Below are 18184 nucleotides of genomic sequence, written 5' to 3' on the forward strand. Positions count from 1 at the left end.
ATATAAATGAAAAGGATAGGATTAATAGCGTTGGCTGCATTTATAGGTGGTGCGGCTGCAATTGGTGGCTATAAATTATTAGAGACCAAAAATAGTGAGATGTTATCTTTTGCCGACCAGCAAAAGGTGCTTTTTGCAAATAACCCCAAAATTTCTTCAGCAGGTGCTGTTGATTTTGTAGAAGCTGCAGCATCAGTTTCTCCGGCGGTAGTTCACATTAAAACTTCGTACGGTAGTAATTCTTCCGAAGGGCAGGCAAGGTCCTCTTCTCCTTTTGATATGTTTGACGATCTGTTTGGTGGTGGCGGTGGCCGCCGAATGCAGCGTATGCCAAGGGCAGCTTCTGGTTCGGGAGTTATTTTAACCCCTGATGGTTATATTGTAACCAACAACCACGTGGTAGACAATGCAGATAAAATTGAAGTGATCTTGTCCAACAAACGGAAAGTAAGTGCCAAAGTGATCGGTAAAGACCCGAATACGGACCTTGCCCTGATTAAAGTTGAGGCCAATGACCTGCCCGTAGTAAAAATGGGTAACTCTGATAATGTTCAGATCGGTGAATGGGTACTTGCAGTAGGTTTCCCGCTTGATCTGCAAACTACGGTTACTGCAGGTATTGTAAGTGCAAAAGCAAGAAGTATTGGCATTTTGGGCAGACAACAACAAGGCCTGACAGAAGAAGAGTATGAAGAATACCGCAGAACCGGTAAAGCACCGGAAAGGGCAAATACCAGTATAGAATCTTATATCCAGACCGATGCGGCCATTAATCCTGGAAACAGTGGTGGTGCATTGGTAAATACCAACGGAGAGCTGATCGGGATCAATGCAGCAATTGCTTCGCAAACCGGTACCAATGAAGGATATGGCTTCGCTATTCCAATTAACCTGGCTAAAAAGATCCTTGATGATTTTAGAAAATATGGTAGTGTGAAACGTGGTTATATAGGTGTTTCCTTTGTTCCACTTGATGCAGATAATGCTGACAAACTGAAAGTGAACGATATCAATGGACTTTATGTAAGTGAAGTACTGCCAAATGGTGGTGGTGCTGCTGCGGGGATTAAAAAAGGAGATATCATTAAAAAAGTTGAGGGCGTGGAAGTTTTTGACTCTCCAGACCTTCAGGAAAGAATAGGCCGTTTGAGTCCTGGCGATAAAGTTCAGTTGACCTTGTTAAGAGACGGTGCCTTAAAAGATGTTAAGGTTACTTTGAAAGGTGATAACAGTGTAGGCCTGAATACTTCAAAACTGGCTGAAAAATCAACCGGTACAAGCCTGAGTAAGTTAGGGGCTTCTTTTGAACCTGCCTCTGCGCAACTTAAAGCACGTTATGGGGTGAAAAATGGAGTTGTAGTGAGCGATATCGAAGCAGGTAAACTGTTCGATTCATGGGAGATCCCTAAAGGCGTATTGATCACCGCTGTGAACGGTACACCGGTAAACAGTGCTAAAGATGTGGAAAGCGCTCTGCCAAGATCAAGAAACGGTATGACTACCATTTCAGGGGTTGGCCCTCAGGGTAGGTTTACCTATTCACTGACGAACGGAAGATAATTTAAATTCATTTTTGTGAAGAGCTGCATCGTGCATAACGGTGCAGCTCTTTTTTGTATTTAGCTGTATGACAGTTGCCATTATCCAGACTTTTTCTGTAGTTTTTCCTGCCCGAGCAAGAGAATAGCAAGACAATAGCAAGAGGAAAGCAAGACAATTTTATAATGGTGTCTTACTTCAGGAAGGTTTAGGCAGCTCAAAAGACAACAGGAGATTTGCCTGATTTTCAATTATCATTGAATTGTAAAGTTAGAATGTTTCTAAATAGCTGATTTGTGCTTGGAATTAACCGATTAATTCTTTTATTAAATACTTTTGCACATAACAGAAATAAAATAAACAATCTAATGGCAAGTTTCGGAAACGCTTTTTCCTCATCAATAGGAAAAAAATTAATAATGGGCATAACGGGCCTGTTTCTCATTTCATTTCTTTTAGTGCATTGTTTTCTCAATTCGCTGATTTTTGTTAATGATGGTGGCTTAACCTTTAACATGGGCGCACATTTTATGGGCACGAACTGGTTAATCCGGTCGATGGAAGTGGTGTTGTTTGCCGGTTTGCTGGCACACATTTTCCAGGGATTCAGACTTACTTTTCAAAACCAGGCAGCAAGGCCGGTTAAGTATGCGGTAAACAATGGTGCAGCAAACAGCAAGTGGTATTCCCGTTCTATGGGTTTACTGGGTACTTTATTGCTGATCTTCCTGATCGTCCACATTTCTAAGTTTTGGGTGATGTCCCGTTTTACAGGCATCCCAACTGTAGATGCAAATGGTAACCATGATCTGTTCGCAGTAATGGTAGAGACCTTTAAAAACCCATTGTTGGTGCTGCTTTATGTACTGGCTATGGTTTCACTGGCTTACCACTTGTTACATGGTTTTGCTTCGGCTTTCCAGACACTGGGATGGAACCATAAGAAGTATACCCCAATTATCAAATCATTGGGTGTTTGGTATTCGATTATCATTTCCCTGCTTTTTGCTGCCATGCCGGTAGCAATGTACCTGGGCCTTATTAAATAATTTTAGCATAAAAGACATGTCAGATTTGAATTCAAACATACCAGAGGGAGAATTAACCACAAAGTGGACTAAGTATAAGTCTTCTGTGCCTTTGGTTAACCCGTCAAATAAAAGAACGATAGAGGTGATCATTGTTGGCTCAGGTTTAGCAGGTGCTTCGGCAGCGGCAACACTGGCTGAAATGGGTTATAAAGTGAAGTGTTTCTGCTTCCAGGATTCACCACGCAGAGCACATTCCATTGCAGCACAGGGTGGTATCAATGCAGCAAAGAACTACCAGAACGACGGCGACAGTGTATACCGTTTGTTTTATGATACCATTAAAGGCGGCGATTACCGTGCACGCGAAGCCAACGTACACCGTTTGGCAGAAGTGAGTGCAAACATTATAGATCAGTGTGTGGCACAGGGTGTTCCGTTGGCCAGGGAGTACGGTGGTTTGCTGGACAACCGCTCTTTTGGGGGTACACAGGTGCAAAGAACATTTTATGCAGCCGGACAAACCGGTCAGCAATTGCTGTTGGGTGCATATTCTGCTTTGGAGCGCCAGATCGGTATGGGTAAGGTAGAAATGTTTACCCGTCATGAAATGCTGGAAGTAGTAAAAATTGATGGTAAAGCACGTGGTATCATTGCCCGGAACCTGATCACAGGTGAAATTGAGCGTCATTTCGGCCACGCTGTAGTATTGGGAACAGGTGGTTACGGAAACGTTTTTTACCTGTCTACAAATGCTATGGGCAGTAATGTAACCGCAGCCTGGAAAGCACATAAACAGGGGGCTTATTTTGCCAATCCCTGCTATACACAAATCCACCCTACCTGTATCCCGGTTTCGGGCGACCATCAGAGTAAGCTTACGCTGATGTCTGAATCACTGCGGAATGATGGCAGGATTTGGGTGCCGAAGAAAAAAGATGATCTGCGCAAGGCTTCTGAAATCCCTGAAGATGAAAGGGATTATTACCTGGAGCGCAGATACCCTGCTTTTGGTAACCTGGTACCGCGCGATGTAGCTTCAAGAGCGGCAAAAGAACGCTGCGATGCGGGTTATGGTGTGGGCGCGTCTAAACTGGCTGTATACCTCGATTTTAAAGCCAATACAGAACGTTATGGTCGTATTGAGGCTGCTAAGGCCGGAAACCACAATCCTGATAAGGAAACCTGTATGCGTCTGGGTACTGAGGTGATCAAGGCAAAATATGGTAACCTGTTTGATATGTATGCACAGATCACAGGCGAAAATCCTTACGAAACACCGATGCGGATCTATCCTGCAGTGCATTATACCATGGGCGGACTTTGGGTAGATTATAACCTGATGACCAATGTACCGGGGCTGTATTGCACAGGTGAGGCTAATTTCTCTGACCATGGTGCCAACCGCTTGGGGGCCTCGGCATTGATGCAGGGACTGGCAGATGGTTATTTTGTATTGCCTTATACCATTGGGGCATATTTATCGAAAGAGATCTCTGTGAAGGCCATTCCTACAGATCACCCGGCTTTTGTCGAAGCCGAGGCAAGGGCAAAAGGTATTCTGGATACGCTGATCAACATCAAAGGGACAAAATCGGTAGATCATTTCCATAAACGCCTGGGTCACATCATGTGGGAAAAATGCGGTATGGCCCGTAACGAAAAGGGATTGAAGGAAGCGATTGAAGAGATCAGAGCATTGCGTGCCGAGTTCTGGAGAGATGTTCGCGTGCCGGGATCGGTTGATGAGCTGAATACGGAACTGGAAAAGGCAGGCCGTGTAGCCGATTTTATAGAACTGGGTGAGTTGATGTGCATAGATGCATTAAACCGCAACGAAAGCTGCGGCGGCCATTTCCGCGAAGAATATCAAACGGAAGAAGGTGAGGCACTGCGTGACGATGAGCATTATGCTTACGTTGCCGCCTGGGAATTTAAGGAAGGAGTAAACTTTGAACTGCATAAAGAAGAGTTGAAGTTTGAAAATATTAAAGTAGCACAAAGAAGTTATAAATAGTACAATATCATGAGTACAGGAAATATGAACTTAACGCTGAAAGTTTGGCGTCAGAAAAATAACAAGACCAAAGGTGCTTTGGTGGATTATAAGGTGTCTGATATTTCGCCTGATATGTCTTTTTTAGAGATGTTCGATGTGCTGAACGAGCAGCTGATCAATAAAGGCGAGGAGCCTATTGTATTTGATCACGATTGCCGTGAAGGTATCTGCGGAATGTGTTCGATGTTCATTAACGGCAGGCCGCATGGACCAAAGGACCTGGTAACAACCTGCCAGTTGCACATGCGTTCGTTTAAGGATGGCGATACAATTGTGGTTGAGCCATGGAGGGCAAAGGCTTTCCCGGTAATCAAAGACTTAACGGTAGACAGAACGGCATTTGACAGGGTAATTGCTGCAGGTGGTTTCATCTCGGTAAATACCGGTAATGCACAGGATGCGAATAACCTGCCGATCCCTAAAATTCAGGCTGATGCTGCTTTTGAGGCTGCGGCCTGCATTGGCTGTGGTGCCTGTGTGGCGACCTGCAAAAATGCATCGGCCATGTTGTTTGTTTCTGCAAAGGTTTCTCAGCTGGCACAATTGCCTCAGGGACAACCGGAACGTTACCGCAGGGTACAAAGTATGGTTGCGCAGATGGATGCCGAAGGTTTTGGTAACTGTACCAATACAGGAGCTTGTGAGGCAGAATGTCCTAAAGGCATATCTTTAGAGAACATTGCGCGTATGAATAGAGATTTTTATTCGGCAAAATTTGTATCTGAGGAAGATATTTAATAGTTTTATACAACGAGACAAGGTATTACACAAAGAAACCCGGCCACATTATGGCCGGGTTTCTTTGTGTAATAGCGCGCTTTTTATTCGCCTGTCTTTTTATTCGTTGCAGGGGTTTTGGTGGCTTTGCCTGCTTTTGTGGTAATGCTAATGACACCGTTTGCAGCTCTGGCACCATATAGTGCTGTTCCTTTTGCATCTTTAAAAACACTGATGGATTCAATATCATCTGGATTCATGTAAGAAAGATCTGATTTGTCCTGTATTTTACCATCTATTACAACAAGTGGTGAATTTGCGGCATTGTCACCAAATTTCATCTGGCCGCCATTGGCATCTTTGAAGATAATGCCGCTATTGTTCCCGATTAAATTGACTGCCGGGACCTGGGTAGCTCCATTGTTTAGCGTGAAGCTGATGGGGATATTGTATTTAACACGTACTGCTTTGCCGTTCTTCATCCCTGGTGTCCATTTCGGCGATTCTTTCAATACCCTTATGGCTTCTTCATCTGTGCCGCTTCCCAGTTTTCTTTCCACTTTAAAGTCACTTAGGGTGCCATCCCTTTCTACAATAAAGGATAAAAACACTTTGCCCTGAATGTTGTTCTTTTGTGCTTCTGCAGGATAGCGGATCGCTTTTTTCAGGTAGGCATAGAAATTCTGCATACCACCCTCGAATCCCGGTTGTTTGTCGATGGACACGAAATCATAGACCTTGTCTTCATTCTCTGTCTCAGAACCGCCATAAGCTACCACCATGATGTCATTTAATGGGGTATAGTCCTTTGGGGCTGCTGTATTTTCATTTATTTTAGGGGTATTGGTATCACTGAGGATATACTTGATCTTTATACTGTAATTTCCATCCATTGTGCCTTTATACATCGGAAATGCGGTGATGGTTCTCATGGCCTCAAGGTCACAGCCTCCGCCTAATTTTGCTGCGATACCTATATTTTCGAGCTGGCCATCTGCTATGGTAAATTTAATGATGGTGCTGCCCTGTATTTTTTGTTGCCGGGCAATTGAGGGATAGCGTATAATTGTTTTAATGAACTTGTAAAAATTGTTCCAGTCGGGCGTTGCTGCTGTTTGCACAGGTTTTTCGGCAGCTGGCACAAGGACAATTTCCTGAGGTGTTTTTTTAGCGGTTTTCACCCTTTCAGTTACAGCCTGTTGCAGTACGGGGGTTACCACTTCTTTAACCACCTCAACCGGATTGTTTAGGGGGATCTCGTTTGCAATTTGCTGGATCTGGACATTGTTGCGGATGGTGGCCGACGACATGATGAGTGCGAGGGCTAGAAGCGGTACAAACATACCATATTTTAAAATGGCTGTTTTTCTGGATCTTTGTTTATGGAGCATAAATATTCTCTTTTTGATCAATGACTTACTAAAAAAACTATTGGTTAGTTTGCTGGCAGGTACGCCGAAGGCACTGCTGAGCAATAACAGGGCATAAGCTTTTTTATCGCCCTGAAAGGTAGCTGCTGCTTCATCGGCCAGGTACTCGTGGATATTCTTTAAGGAACGTTTGTAAAAATAGACGACCGGATTGAACCAGGTAAATATGCCCAGCAGCTCGAAAAACAATACATCGGCACTGTGCAGCTGGCGGATATGTACTTCTTCGTGTTTGTGGATGGTTTGCAGCTGGGGCAAATTGTTATCGATCCTTTTCTGGCCAAAAAAAGAAAATGCTGTACCCGGGCCTGTTTTTTTCAGAAGTTTTCCTACGGTAAGCAATTGCCAGATCAGTTTACCCGTAAAAAACAGGATGCCTGCCAGGTAAAGGATCACGATAAGGTTGCCGGGGCTATAGCTTTCAGGCTTTTGGGGCGCCACAATTACCTGGGTCATCAGACTGTTCAGCTGGTCTACCCCAACGTAGAGCGGTTGGGCAACAGGCTGCGTGGCAAACCATTCGAACCTTAAAAAGGGAATGGCCAGGGAAAGTAAACCCGCAGCAAGCAGGTAAATCCTGTTGAGGAGGAAATAAGTTTCTTTGTCTAACAATACCTTATAGCAGCCATAAAATACAATTAAGTAGATGTTGACCTGCAGGATGTAATGTGCTGTGCTCATCGTGGTCTGTTTTTAATTTTATTGATCATTTTAAGGATCTCGTCCACATCGCTCAGGTCGAGCTTTTCTTCTTTTACAAAGAAGGAGAACATGCTTTCTACAGAATTTTCGAAATAATTATCGAGCAGCTTTTCAGTAGCGTGGCGTTTGTAATCTTCTCTGCTGATGAGGGGGTAATACTGGTGCGACTTGCCGAAGGCTTCATGCCCGATGAAACCTTTGGTTTCCAGGATCCGGATAATGGTAGATACGGTGTTATAGGCAGGTTTTGGTTCGGGTAAATAATCCATTACATCTTTAACGAAACCTTTTTCTATTTGCCAGATGATCTGCATGAGCTGTTCTTCGGCTTTGGTGAGGTCTTTGATTTCCATATTAAGTTTTGTTTACACGTTTGTAACCATTAGTTGTTCCGGGTAATGCGTAATTTCCGGTATAACTAAGGATTTAGTATAAACGTATAACTAATATTTTAGTTTTCAAAATTTTTTACAAAAAAAGAATTGGGCGCTGCTTTAACCGCGCAGATCTGCCAGAGAAATTTAAGGGCATAAAAAATGGCGGCATCCACCGCCAGATTTTATTATTAACTAAACTAAATTGCGATTTTTGGGGTTTGCTTTGAACAGGCAAACAAGTGGAGCGTGAAGGTATACTTTTTCTTATTTAGAGAAAGGGTTCAATATTTTAATAAATGCACCTTTTATAGCCGGGGCCTTAGCTGCCAGGTCTTCATGCTGGCTTTCTGTACTGCCTGCGGCAAATGTCAGTAACATCATGATAAAGACCGGCACAAGCAGGAGTAAGAATGGCGATGTATTTGCTAACTTTTTCATAGTTGTATATTTATTCTTTAAGCCTTTGTTTTAAGCCGGCTTTAATGGCTGTTTGTAATGATGAAACAAATAGAATGATTTTTAAAATGCTGTTAAAATGTTTTAGACCAATTGTATTTTATCTTAGATAAACGGTTAAAATGAATAGTTTTGTGGATGATTGGTTTGTTTGGCCAGTTGGTAGAAGAAAAACGCCCGTTGGTCGAAAGCGAATGTTTTAAAACAATTAGATTGATGTAATTTGAAAGCCGGGTTTGGACGGTGGAAGGTTAAAATGAAATAGAAAAGCGCGTATTAAATGAAAAGCAGGGGCCCCTTAGTTGTACATCTTTTTTTCTGGTTAATTATACTATCCATATTGCTTTGGGATACTTTTAGCGGTCACCAAACACCGTCGAGGTATGAAGTTGCGGTTAAACTGGGGTATTTTGCCATTATCAACCTTTCTATATTTTACATCAACTATACACTGCTCATCCCCATTCTTGTTGAACAAAAAAAGAAGTATGGCCTGTATATCCTTTCTATCTTTTTGCTGATTGCGGTAATGGTGATCATCAAAACGGTGGTGGCCAGTTTAAACAGTGATTTCTTTTTAACCTATTTTAGCCAGGATTCGGGTAAGATCGAATACTACGAGATCACGAAGTACGTCGTGTTCGCTATTTTTGTATCCGGCTTTTTTGTGGTGGTGAGTGCTTTACTGAAGTTTGCGGTCGACTGGTTTGGGAGCGAACGGGTGCAGCGCGACCTGCTTAGCGAAAAACGGGATATGGAACTGCAGTTTTTGAAATCGCAGTTGAACCCGCACTTTCTGTTCAACTCTTTAAACAACATTTATTCGCTGGCTTATCAGAAATCGGATAAAACAGCAGATGCAATATTGAAACTTTCGGAGATCATGCGCTACATGATCTATGAGAGTAATGACAGCTGGGTATCCTTAAGTAAGGAAATTGCTTATGTGCAAAGTTTTATTGAACTGCAGAAACTGAGGTTTAAAGATGGTGCCGCGGTAGAGTTTACCATAAACGGTGAGATTGATGACCAGCCGGTGGTGCCCCTCATCCTGATCTCTTTTGTGGAGAATGCATTTAAACATGGGGTTGCCAACGACCCCAGCGATCCCATCCGCATCAATATTATAGCCAATCAGAAAATATTGCATTTCAGCATTACCAATAAAAAGAACAAACATAACAAAGACCAGATGGGTGGGGTTGGCCTGAACAATGTTGAGCGACGGTTACAGTTGCTCTATCCCGAGCGATATAAATTAAATATCGTAAATTCGGCTACTCATTATACCAGTGAATTAATGTTAGATATATGACAAAGTTAAAGTGTATTGCAGTTGATGACGAGCCTTTGGCATTAGACATTATAGAAGACTACGTTTCTAAAGTGCCTTTTCTGGAGCTGATCAAACGCACGGAAAATGCGATAGAGGCCTTACAGATGGTGCAGGCAGGTGGGGTTGACCTGGTGTTTCTGGATATACAGATGCCGGAGCTGACAGGGATCCAGTTTTTGAAGATCGCAAATGGCAAGTCCAATTATATTTTTACAACGGCTTATTCCCAGTATGCCCTGGAAAGCTACGACCTGAATGTTTCTGATTATCTGTTGAAGCCCATTGCATTCGACCGTTTTTATAAGGCGGTAGAGAAAGTGCACAACCAGCTGAAGGTAGGACAACCAGCTGAAAACGCTATTCAGCCACTTTTAACACCTGCAACGGCAGTGGCCCCTGCCAATCCCATACAGGATTTTATTTTTGTAAAAACGGAGCATAAAATCCAAAAGATTGAGCTGGACAATATCCTGTACATAGAAGGGTTGAAAGATTACATTTCTATTTTTACTAAGACCGAGCGCGTAATCACTTTACAGAACATGAAAAAGATGGACGAGACCCTGCCTAAGGGCCAATTTATCAGGGTGCATAAATCGTATATCATTGCCCTGGATAAAATTGAAAGCATTGAACGCAGCAGGATTTCTATAGGTGAAAAGGTAATTCCTATCGGGGATACCTACAGGGATGAGTTTTTCCGGCACATCGACAATAAAAATATCTAAGTAGCTATTCAGCAGGTTTTACTTGGTTCAGCTTTGATCTGATCGCGTTTTCAGCTTCCAGCACAATTTCTTCAGGATTTTTATTGGTGATGTCCAGCGGTTTCAATACCGTCCATCGTAGTTTTTCGCCAAAGCTTAGGGGGTAGGTGCCATATTGTACCAGTTTCCAGGAGTTTTCGATGGCAACAGGTACGATGAGTGCATGGGGCACAACTTTTAAGAGTGTGGCAATGCCGCCAACCTGAAAGTTTTTCATTTGTCCGTCTTTTGCGCGGGTACCCTCGGCAAAGATCATGGCCGACCAGTTATGTTCTTTCATCCTGCGGCCAAGTTTGATCAGTTCCGAAACAGCCTGTTTACTGTCTTTACGGTCGATATTGGCCCCGCCACCATATTTCAGGTTGTAAGAAATGGAGGGGATACCCTTCGTAAGTTCAATTTTTGAGATGAACTTGACATGATATTTCCTGAGGAACCAGATGAGCCCGGGGATGTCGTACATGCTCTGATGGTTGGCTACAAAGATAATGGGCTGATCTGTGGGCAGCTGCTGTTGGTTTAGGAAGGTAATGGATGAACCCAGCAGCAGATCGCTGTAGGTAAGGAAAAAGTTAAGCAGGTCTACTGCCGCCTTGTGTGCCCTATACCCAAAAAAACGGTAACAGATCCATTGTATGGGATGAAAGATGACCAGCACCAGTCCAAAAAAGATATAAAACAGGGGGCTGAAAATATAGCCTAAAAACTTATTCATAATTATAAATGACCTTCCTGAATCAATATTTTAGTTTTTAAAATAGCGGCTACACTGATACTGTCGGTAATTTCTCCGTTTAGTACCATTTGGTAAGCCTCATCAAAAGGGAGTTTGCGGATGCTCAGCTGTTCAGTCTCTTCTGGGGCCGACTCGCCCTGACTTAGGCCCCTTGCTATGTAAATAATGGCAAGTTCATTGCTTACAGAATTGGAGAGGTGCATACGCTGGACCTCTATCCAATCGCTGGCCCGCAGGCCGGTTTCCTCTATCAGTTCACGCTGTGCACTTTCCAGCGGATCGGATTCCAGTGGTCCCCCACCTTCTGGGATTTCCCAGCTGTAAGCTTTCAGTGGAAAACGGTACTGGCCTACCAGCCAGGTATTGTGGTCTTCATCGAGCACCATAATACCGATGGCATAATTTTTAAAATGGACCTCGCCATATATGCCTTTGCCGCCTGAAGGGTTGATCACGTTGTGCTCTGTTAAGCCGATCCAGTTGTTCTCGTAAATCTTGTGGCTGTCTATCGTTACCCAGGGATTGCTGTTTTCCATGGCTGCAATATACAAAATTCTGATTTTAGTGGCCTAATCTGCTTTAGGCGGAGTAGGCACTTTTTTAATTTTTGTAAAGCGGTAATTCAGACTGATGGTAACGTTGCTGGTATTGCTTTCGGAAAAGCTTTGTAACCTGAAATTACTGCCTTCACTAAATAAGGTGTAGTTACGTTTTCCAAAAGGATCGCTAAGGCTGATGCGGGTGCTGAGCCTGTTTTTAAGGAACATTTTTCGGGCAGCCATGGCAGAGCTTACCGAACCTTTGGCCCGACCCTGGGCGTTTACATTGTTGGCATAGTTTACATTGGCTTCGAAAGCGGTTTTTAGGGGCAGTTGCATAGACAAGCCTACAGCACTGCGTACACTTAAACCCTTCCGGTTTAAGGCCGAATTTAAAGTGGAGGTATAACTGCTTTGTGTAAGTGTTAAATTGGCATTGGCCGAGAGTTTTTTGTTTGGCCGGTAGTTTCCGATCAGGAATAGGCCGAAAATGTTATTGGAGCCTACGTTGTAAAAGGTGGTTTCTGATTTGGCTACCCCATTTACAACACTCACTGCGCGGTAACGTTCGATGACGCCGTTGCTGGTAGAATAAGACAGGCGGGGGGTAAATGACCATTTTTCGCCAAAAGCCCCAAAGCTGATGTCCATCTGGTGGGTATAAGCAGGGATAAGATCAGGGTTGCCATAAGAGACATTTAAGGTGTCGTTGTCGTTGATCTGCGGGTTTAAGGTATTCTCTCTAGGCCGGTTGATCCTGACGCTGTAAGTAGCCCCGATATTGTATCTTTTTTTAAAAAAATGGTTAACAGAAATGGTTGGGAACAGGCTTAGGTAAGGGTTGATGTGGTAACTGCTGCCGGTAGAAAGATCGAAGTTGACATCTGTTAGTTCGGCTCTCAGACCTGTTTTAACGCCAATACCCTTTCCCCTGTAATTGTAGGAGGCGTATCCGGCAAGAATACCTTCATTGTATAAAAACTCATTGGTCAGCTTCTCGGCAACCACATATTGCTGCGCATCAAAATCAAAATCCCGGACCAGCATGTCGTTGTTGTTTTTCCTGTAACTGTACATGATCCCGGCTTCCAGCTGATCACGTTTTTTAAAAACAGGGCGGTCGTAATCGAGGTTAATGGTAAGGCCGTTATTGCCGATACCAGTGGTATTTTCGCGTAGCGAAGGCTTGGCGGTTACGGGCAGGGTGTAATGCTGGTCCAGCAAACGCAGGTTGTCGTTATCATTGTTGTTAAAGGTTAAGCCCAGGGTCAGCTTTTCACCGCTTTCTGTTGCTTTCAGGCTATAATCGGCATTAAAAACAAAATTATGACTGGTTCCGTCACCTGTACTTAGCTGGTTACGTACACGTCTCAGGTCGAGTTCTTCACTTAAAAAATTGAAATCTGTACCGGCCCTGCTGCTGCTGCTGTTGGTATTGAAATTGGTATTTACACGAAAGTTTTGCTGCGGACTAATGTCCCAGTCGAGTGCCGCCCTGAAATTACCGCCATTGCTGTTACTTTTGCTATTGCTATAATTGTCGTAATAAAAAGTAGTGTCTTTAACCAGGTCAAAGTTTTCGCGGTAGCTGTGCGAACTGCTTCGGCCTATATTGCTTCTGTAGGCCGCACCTCCGCTTAAAGAATAGTTTTTACTGCGGTAGGAAGCGTTTGAGTTCATATTGGTATTGCCTTGCAGACCAGCTGTTATACCGGCATTGCCATTAAAACCAATGGCAAAACCCTTTTTCATCACAATATTGATGATGCCTTCCCCATCGCCTGAGTACCTGGCCGGTGGGTTGGTCATGACTTCTATTTTTTCAATCGCATCAGAAGGCAGCACGTTTAACAGGTCGGCAATATTGGAAGTCATGTAATCCGAAGGTTTGCCATCGATGAAGATGCGGGTAGCGCGTTTTCCGGAAATGCTGGCATTGCCGTCAATATCGACCTGCACCATAGGGACATTTTTGAGGATATCGGTAGCGGTGCTTCCTTCGGCGAGGATAGATTTATCTACGTTATAGGTGATCTGATCTGCCGAAAACTCTATCACCGGCTTTTCGGCGGTAATGGTAACCTCGCTTAAGTTGTTCTGGTCGCTGCCCAGTTTTAAGGTGCCCAGGTTACGTTCAAAATCTTTTTCGGTAAGGATAACCTCGTTTACGGTTAGGCTGGCGAAGCCAACAAAGCTTACCTTTACCTTATAGGTACCGTATTTTAGGGCATTAAATTTAAAAATACCATTTTCGTCTGTTGCGGTGGTTACCAAAGGGTGTTCAGAACCGGTTTCATAAACGGCTATTACGGCCGAAGGTATGGGCAGACCACCCACTTCTTCCACCACCTTTCCGGTAATTACCCCCTTTTCGGTAAAGGCATATCCATTCAGAGAAACAAGGCCGAGAAGGAGGCTGAAAATTAAAAATGCGTATTTTTTCAATGTCTGGTCTGGCTATTGGTGGCTAAAAGGACTCTTCATCCGAACGCATTTCCTGCTGGTCAGATTTTTTGGTCTTTTTAAAGTTAAAATCATTTTTACCAAAACGGTAAGCATAAGTTAAACTGGCCATGGTGCCCTGCATGTAGCGCCTGAAATCGGTAATGGCATTGTTGGCACCCGTGGTCATGCTCCACCGGCGGGTGTTAAATACGTCCCTTACATTCAGGCTTAAAGAGGATTTTTTGTTTTTAAAGTCGTACCGTGCTCCTGCATCTACTGCATACATGGCATTTCTTCTGCCCTGGGCCATGATCTCCCTTGAACGATAATCGCCTTTTACCTGCATGGTGATGTTGTATGGAAGGATAAAATTATTGGTCAGGTTGGCATTCCAGCTAAAACCAGAGTTGTCTACAATCCCAAACTGGGGTACGCCATCAAGCTTGCGCTGGTATAGATTTACGTTTCCGGTAAAGTTCCAGGCTTTGGCAGCATCAACCCTGGCAATAAGTTCCAGGCCGCTCGACAATTCCCGGGTTAAGTTCCGGGGGGTGACGATGGTAATCCCGTTTTCATCAGCCTCTGTCCGTATGCGTTGGATTACATCGTTGGTCTGGCGCATATAGGCAGTAGAAATAAAGGTAATCTTTTTCCAGTATTTACTGTAGCTCAATTCATAAGCATGTACATCTTCAGGTTTCAGGTTGGGATTACCCTGGCGCCAGATCAATGGGTCTGAGACATCCAGAAAAGGATTGGTATCCCATCCCCGGGGCCTGTTTACCCTGCGGCTGTAACTGAGCTGGAGCTGCTGATCGGCATTGAATTTCTGAGTAAGGAAAATACTTGGGTACAGCCTTTTATAAGCTACCTTTCCGGGAACATAACTCAAATTCCCTGCATTGTCGTACCTGCCCAAACGGGTGTCGAGTGTGGCATCTTCGCCCCTTAAACCTATCTGGTAGCCGAAGTTTTTTACCTGGTTCTGGAAATTGACATACAGGGCATGCACCTGGTCTTTGCTGTTAAATTCGTTGGTCAGTGCAAAATTGATGTCATATTCATCGTTAAGGTGGTTAAAGTTAGTAGAAAAGGTATTGTTGTCGGCATATCGGATCTGGCTGCGGTAGCCGGCCTCAATTTTTCCTGCTTTACCAACAGGCAGGGTATAATCGGTCTGGATGTTATAACTCCTGTTTGTCCCCTTTCCATCATTGATCTGGATAGCGGGCAGCAAATTGACGTCAGAACCATTGATGTTGTAAACATCGGTCTGGTAATTCTGGTAATTGTCGTTGGTCCCGTCCGAAAAGCTGAAGTTAAAGGTAAGCTCTTCCTTGGGTTTCTTAAATTTCTGAACAAAATCCAGGCTAAGGTCGTAGCTCCCACCTGATCCCGAATTGGAATTGTTTCTTCTGCTCAGTTCAAGCGGGTTTTTTGAAGCGTTTAATTTATCGATGTTTAAAAACTCATTCCTGTCGTTGTCACGGATGTTAAACCCGCCGGTAAAGCTGAGGATACTTTTTGGGGCAAGGTAATAATCCAGCCCGGCCTTAAAATTATGGCCTTTATCCAATGATTTTGAATCGGTACTTTGATTGGCAAAAGCAGTGGGAAAGCTTGGGTTTAAATACTGGATATTGCTGTAGCCACCACCCAGGCGGTTTCCGTAACGATAGCTGTAGTTGCCATAAATGTTAACCTTATTGTTCTGAAAGCTGAGACTGGTATTTGCATTGTAATTGTCGCGGTTGCCTGCAGTGAGTGCTACAGAGCCGTTTAGTCCAAGCTTTTTATTTTTCTTTAAAACGATATTGATGATGCCCGATTGTCCTTCTGCATCGTATTTTGCGGAAGGGTTGGTAATCAGCTCTACACTTTCAATGGAACTGGCAGGTATAGATTGCAGGATCTGTGCAACGTTGCCACCGGCAATCATGGAAGGTTTGCCATCTATTAAAACTTTAACGCCGGTTGAACCCCTGAGGCTCACATTTCCATCAATATCCGATTGAACAGAAGGTACGTTCTGCAATAGGTCTGAAGCCGACCCGCCCTCACTTACCAAGCTCTGGTCAACAGAAAAAACCTTTTTATCAATACCAAGCTGCATGGTACTTTTCTGTGCTGTAATGGCCACTTCCTTTAGTGCTGTGCCTTTGGCCGTTTTCATTTTTATGGTGCCCAAGTTAATTTCCCTGTGTGCATCGGTGATGGCAACAGAATCTCTTACCATGGTCTGATAACCCACATAGCTTACCTTAAATGTGAAAGCGCCTTTAGGCAGTGCGGTCATGTTCAGGTTCCCGTTGGCATCGGTCTGCATGCCCTTTACCACTGCTTTGGTTTTACGGTTGATGATCATTGCCGAGGCAAAAGGGATGGTTTCACCGGTTTGGGCGTCCACAACTTTGGCGGTTATTTTACCATCACTGGCAGACTGGGCATTAAGGGTTATGGTGGCAGAACAAAAGGCAAGCGTTAAAAGCAGAACTTTGTAAAAGTAATTGGTCATTAATTGGTGTTTATTTGTTTGTGTGTTTAGGTAGGACAAATAAACGACTACGAAGTTTAAAAAACGCGGCGTAACTATTTTATTACAGGTCTTTCTGTCTTGTGTTACTGCCAAATGCGCGCGAGGTTAGTCGACCGTTACAGTAAGTCCTTCCTGCTGTAATATTTTCCGGTAAACTTCCATTTCCGTAAAGGAGCCTTCCAGTACGGCACATTTTCCTTTGTTGTGTACTTCCCAGGCAATTTTTTCTGCCTGATGCTCAGAGTAGTCGAGGTATTTCATCATACAATGGATGACATGATCAAAAGTATTTACGTCATCATTCCAAAGGATTAAACGGTGAATGGTTTTTAACGAAGTGAGTATTTCTTCTAACGTAAATGTTTCTTCTTTTGTTTCTGTCGACATCCTGCAAAAATAAGCTAATTTCAAAATAATGTTGCAGTTAAAGTTATTTTTGCTTAAAATTAATCGTAAAGCCAAGGATTATGCAGCGTTCAAAGATTGCGGGGATAGGTTATTATGTACCCAAAAATGTTTATACCAATAAAGATCTATCGCGTTTTATGGATACCAGTGATGAATGGATACAGGAACGCACCGGAATCAAAGAACGCAGGTTTGCCGACCGGCTGGAAGAGACGACCACGACCATGGGCGTGGAAGCAGCCAAAATTGCGATTGATAGGGCAGGTATTACAGCTCAGGATATCGATTTTATCCTGTTTGCCACGCTTACTCCAGATTATTATTTTCCGGGATGCGGCGTATTGCTGCAGCGGGAAATGAAAATGAAAGAAGTTGGGGCGCTGGATATCCGGAACCAATGTTCGGGCTTTCTGTATGCGCTTTCTGTTGCCGATCAGTTCATTAAAACGGGTATGTACAAAAACATATTGGTGGTAGGCAGCGAAAAGCATTCTTTTGCGATGGATTTTGAAACACGCAGTCGTAATGTGTCAGTCATATTTGGAGATGGCGCAGGTGCAGTGGTTTTGCAGCCCACACAAGAAGAAGGACAGGGTATTTTGAGTACACATTTGCATAGTGATGGTGCAGATGCAGAACTGCTGGCCATGTTTTATCCGGGGGCGAGCGCCAATAAATGGCTGAAGGATAAACCCGGTTATCCGGATCAGGAGCTTGGGGGACTTTTTTTAACCAGGGAACAATTGGAAGGCGGTGCCGCACTGCCTTATATGGACGGGCCGGCGGTATTTAAAAAAGCCGTGGTCAAATTTCCGGAAGTGATCAATGAAGCATTAACTGCCAATCATTTAACAGCGGGAGATATTGACCTGCTGGTTCCGCATCAGGCTAATTTACGCATCAGTCAATATGTACAGCAGTTATTGGGACTGCCGGATGATAAGGTTTTCAATAACATCCAGAAGTATGGCAATACTACCGCGGCATCGGTTCCTATTGCTTTATGTGAAGCCTGGGAAGCCGGAAAAATTAAAGATGGCGACCTGGTTTGTCTGGCTGCATTTGGTTCTGGCTTTACCTGGGCCAGTGCTTTGATCAGGTGGTGAGGA

The 18184-nt window shown here is 43.8% G+C and carries 15 protein-coding genes; 7 read left to right on the plus strand and 8 right to left on the minus strand.

All coding sequences use genetic code 11. The features are described 5' to 3' along the window. Positions 1-6: 6 nt before the first annotated feature. The 4 genes from PHEP_RS01045 (at position 7) to PHEP_RS01060 (ending at position 5364) form a co-directional block, all read left to right on the plus strand. Complete coding sequence (locus PHEP_RS01045; RefSeq protein WP_012780388.1) at positions 7-1560, plus strand: trypsin-like peptidase domain-containing protein; 1554 nt, start codon at positions 7-9, stop codon at positions 1558-1560. A gap of 347 nt (positions 1561-1907) precedes the next feature. Next, the gene (locus tag PHEP_RS01050) at positions 1908-2588 is read left to right on the plus strand and encodes a succinate dehydrogenase cytochrome b subunit (RefSeq protein ID WP_036675072.1); all 681 of its coding nucleotides are present in this window, start codon (positions 1908-1910) and stop codon (positions 2586-2588) included. A gap of 16 nt (positions 2589-2604) precedes the next feature. Next, positions 2605-4584, plus strand: coding sequence for a fumarate reductase/succinate dehydrogenase flavoprotein subunit (locus tag PHEP_RS01055; protein ID WP_012780390.1), 1980 nt, complete (start codon positions 2605-2607; stop codon positions 4582-4584). A 9-nt stretch (positions 4585-4593) separates the two neighbouring features. Then, the gene (locus tag PHEP_RS01060; RefSeq protein ID WP_012780391.1) at positions 4594-5364 is read left to right on the plus strand and encodes a succinate dehydrogenase/fumarate reductase iron-sulfur subunit; all 771 of its coding nucleotides are present in this window, start codon (positions 4594-4596) and stop codon (positions 5362-5364) included. A gap of 83 nt (positions 5365-5447) precedes the next feature. On the opposite strand, the gene PHEP_RS01065 is transcribed toward PHEP_RS01060, so the two are convergent. From PHEP_RS01065 to PHEP_RS22130, 3 genes are all read right to left on the minus strand, one after another. After that, entirely contained in the window at positions 5448-7454 is a 2007-nt protein-coding gene (locus PHEP_RS01065; protein WP_012780392.1) for a M56 family metallopeptidase, read from the minus strand. Continuing rightward, positions 7451-7828: a BlaI/MecI/CopY family transcriptional regulator gene (locus tag PHEP_RS01070; RefSeq protein ID WP_012780393.1), complete on the minus strand. Its 378-nt coding sequence runs from the start codon at positions 7826-7828 to the stop codon at positions 7451-7453. Before PHEP_RS01070 ends, PHEP_RS01065 begins: the two co-directional genes overlap by 4 nt. Before the next feature lie 288 nt (positions 7829-8116). Then, positions 8117-8290 (minus strand): hypothetical protein, encoded by a 174-nt coding sequence (locus tag PHEP_RS22130; RefSeq protein ID WP_012780394.1) that lies wholly within the window; start codon positions 8288-8290, stop codon positions 8117-8119. Between the two features lie 298 nt (positions 8291-8588). Between PHEP_RS22130 and PHEP_RS01075 the strand changes: the two genes are divergently transcribed. Both PHEP_RS01075 and PHEP_RS01080 read left to right on the plus strand, forming a co-directional pair. Then, positions 8589-9623 carry a sensor histidine kinase gene (locus PHEP_RS01075; protein ID WP_012780395.1) on the plus strand — a complete coding sequence of 345 codons (1035 nt, stop codon included), beginning with the start codon at positions 8589-8591 and terminating at the stop codon, positions 9621-9623. Then, positions 9620-10372, plus strand: coding sequence for a LytR/AlgR family response regulator transcription factor (locus tag PHEP_RS01080; RefSeq protein ID WP_012780396.1), 753 nt, complete (start codon positions 9620-9622; stop codon positions 10370-10372). Before PHEP_RS01075 ends, PHEP_RS01080 begins: the two co-directional genes overlap by 4 nt. A gap of 4 nt (positions 10373-10376) precedes the next feature. On the opposite strand, the gene PHEP_RS01085 is transcribed toward PHEP_RS01080, so the two are convergent. The 5 genes from PHEP_RS01085 to PHEP_RS01105 all read right to left on the minus strand — a co-directional run bounded on the left by PHEP_RS01085 (position 10377) and on the right by PHEP_RS01105 (position 17054). Further along, positions 10377-11126, minus strand: coding sequence for a lysophospholipid acyltransferase family protein (locus tag PHEP_RS01085; protein WP_012780397.1), 750 nt, complete (start codon positions 11124-11126; stop codon positions 10377-10379). Positions 11127-11128: 2 nt separating this feature from the next. Then, positions 11129-11683 (minus strand): NUDIX domain-containing protein, encoded by a 555-nt coding sequence (locus PHEP_RS01090; RefSeq protein WP_012780398.1) that lies wholly within the window; start codon positions 11681-11683, stop codon positions 11129-11131. 33 nt (positions 11684-11716) lie between these two features. Further along, positions 11717-14131 carry a TonB-dependent receptor gene (locus PHEP_RS01095; RefSeq protein ID WP_012780399.1) on the minus strand — a complete coding sequence of 805 codons (2415 nt, stop codon included), beginning with the start codon at positions 14129-14131 and terminating at the stop codon, positions 11717-11719. A 22-nt stretch (positions 14132-14153) separates the two neighbouring features. After that, on the minus strand, positions 14154-16646 hold the full coding sequence (locus tag PHEP_RS01100; protein ID WP_012780400.1) for a TonB-dependent receptor: 2493 nt from the start codon (positions 16644-16646) through the stop codon (positions 14154-14156). Between the two features lie 126 nt (positions 16647-16772). Continuing rightward, the gene (locus PHEP_RS01105; RefSeq protein WP_012780401.1) at positions 16773-17054 is read right to left on the minus strand and encodes an ATP-dependent Clp protease adaptor ClpS; all 282 of its coding nucleotides are present in this window, start codon (positions 17052-17054) and stop codon (positions 16773-16775) included. 80 nt (positions 17055-17134) lie between these two features. Between PHEP_RS01105 and PHEP_RS01110 the strand changes: the two genes are divergently transcribed. Beyond that, positions 17135-18181: a 3-oxoacyl-ACP synthase III family protein gene (locus PHEP_RS01110; RefSeq protein WP_012780402.1), complete on the plus strand. Its 1047-nt coding sequence runs from the start codon at positions 17135-17137 to the stop codon at positions 18179-18181. Positions 18182-18184 lie beyond the last annotated feature (3 nt).

Source organism: Pedobacter heparinus DSM 2366 (genome assembly GCF_000023825.1).
Taxonomy (GTDB): domain Bacteria; phylum Bacteroidota; class Bacteroidia; order Sphingobacteriales; family Sphingobacteriaceae; genus Pedobacter; species Pedobacter heparinus.

What these genes read in the sequence shown, in the direction of transcription:
- PHEP_RS01045 (WP_012780388.1), top strand. Translation starts at nt 7, where the DNA reads ATGAAAAGGATAGGATTAATAGCGTTGGCTGCATTTATAGGTGGTGCG.
- PHEP_RS01050 (WP_036675072.1), top strand. Translation starts at nt 1,908, where the DNA reads ATGGCAAGTTTCGGAAACGCTTTTTCCTCATCAATAGGAAAAAAATTA.
- PHEP_RS01055 (WP_012780390.1), top strand. Translation starts at nt 2,605, where the DNA reads ATGTCAGATTTGAATTCAAACATACCAGAGGGAGAATTAACCACAAAG.
- PHEP_RS01060 (WP_012780391.1), top strand. Translation starts at nt 4,594, where the DNA reads ATGAGTACAGGAAATATGAACTTAACGCTGAAAGTTTGGCGTCAGAAA.
- PHEP_RS01065 (WP_012780392.1), bottom strand. Translation starts at nt 7,454, where the DNA reads ATGAGCACAGCACATTACATCCTGCAGGTCAACATCTACTTAATTGTA.
- PHEP_RS01070 (WP_012780393.1), bottom strand. Translation starts at nt 7,828, where the DNA reads ATGGAAATCAAAGACCTCACCAAAGCCGAAGAACAGCTCATGCAGATC.
- PHEP_RS22130 (WP_012780394.1), bottom strand. Translation starts at nt 8,290, where the DNA reads ATGAAAAAGTTAGCAAATACATCGCCATTCTTACTCCTGCTTGTGCCG.
- PHEP_RS01075 (WP_012780395.1), top strand. Translation starts at nt 8,589, where the DNA reads ATGAAAAGCAGGGGCCCCTTAGTTGTACATCTTTTTTTCTGGTTAATT.
- PHEP_RS01080 (WP_012780396.1), top strand. Translation starts at nt 9,620, where the DNA reads ATGACAAAGTTAAAGTGTATTGCAGTTGATGACGAGCCTTTGGCATTA.
- PHEP_RS01085 (WP_012780397.1), bottom strand. Translation starts at nt 11,126, where the DNA reads ATGAATAAGTTTTTAGGCTATATTTTCAGCCCCCTGTTTTATATCTTT.
- PHEP_RS01090 (WP_012780398.1), bottom strand. Translation starts at nt 11,683, where the DNA reads ATGGAAAACAGCAATCCCTGGGTAACGATAGACAGCCACAAGATTTAC.
- PHEP_RS01100 (WP_012780400.1), bottom strand. Translation starts at nt 16,646, where the DNA reads ATGACCAATTACTTTTACAAAGTTCTGCTTTTAACGCTTGCCTTTTGT.
- PHEP_RS01105 (WP_012780401.1), bottom strand. Translation starts at nt 17,054, where the DNA reads ATGTCGACAGAAACAAAAGAAGAAACATTTACGTTAGAAGAAATACTC.
- PHEP_RS01110 (WP_012780402.1), top strand. Translation starts at nt 17,135, where the DNA reads ATGCAGCGTTCAAAGATTGCGGGGATAGGTTATTATGTACCCAAAAAT.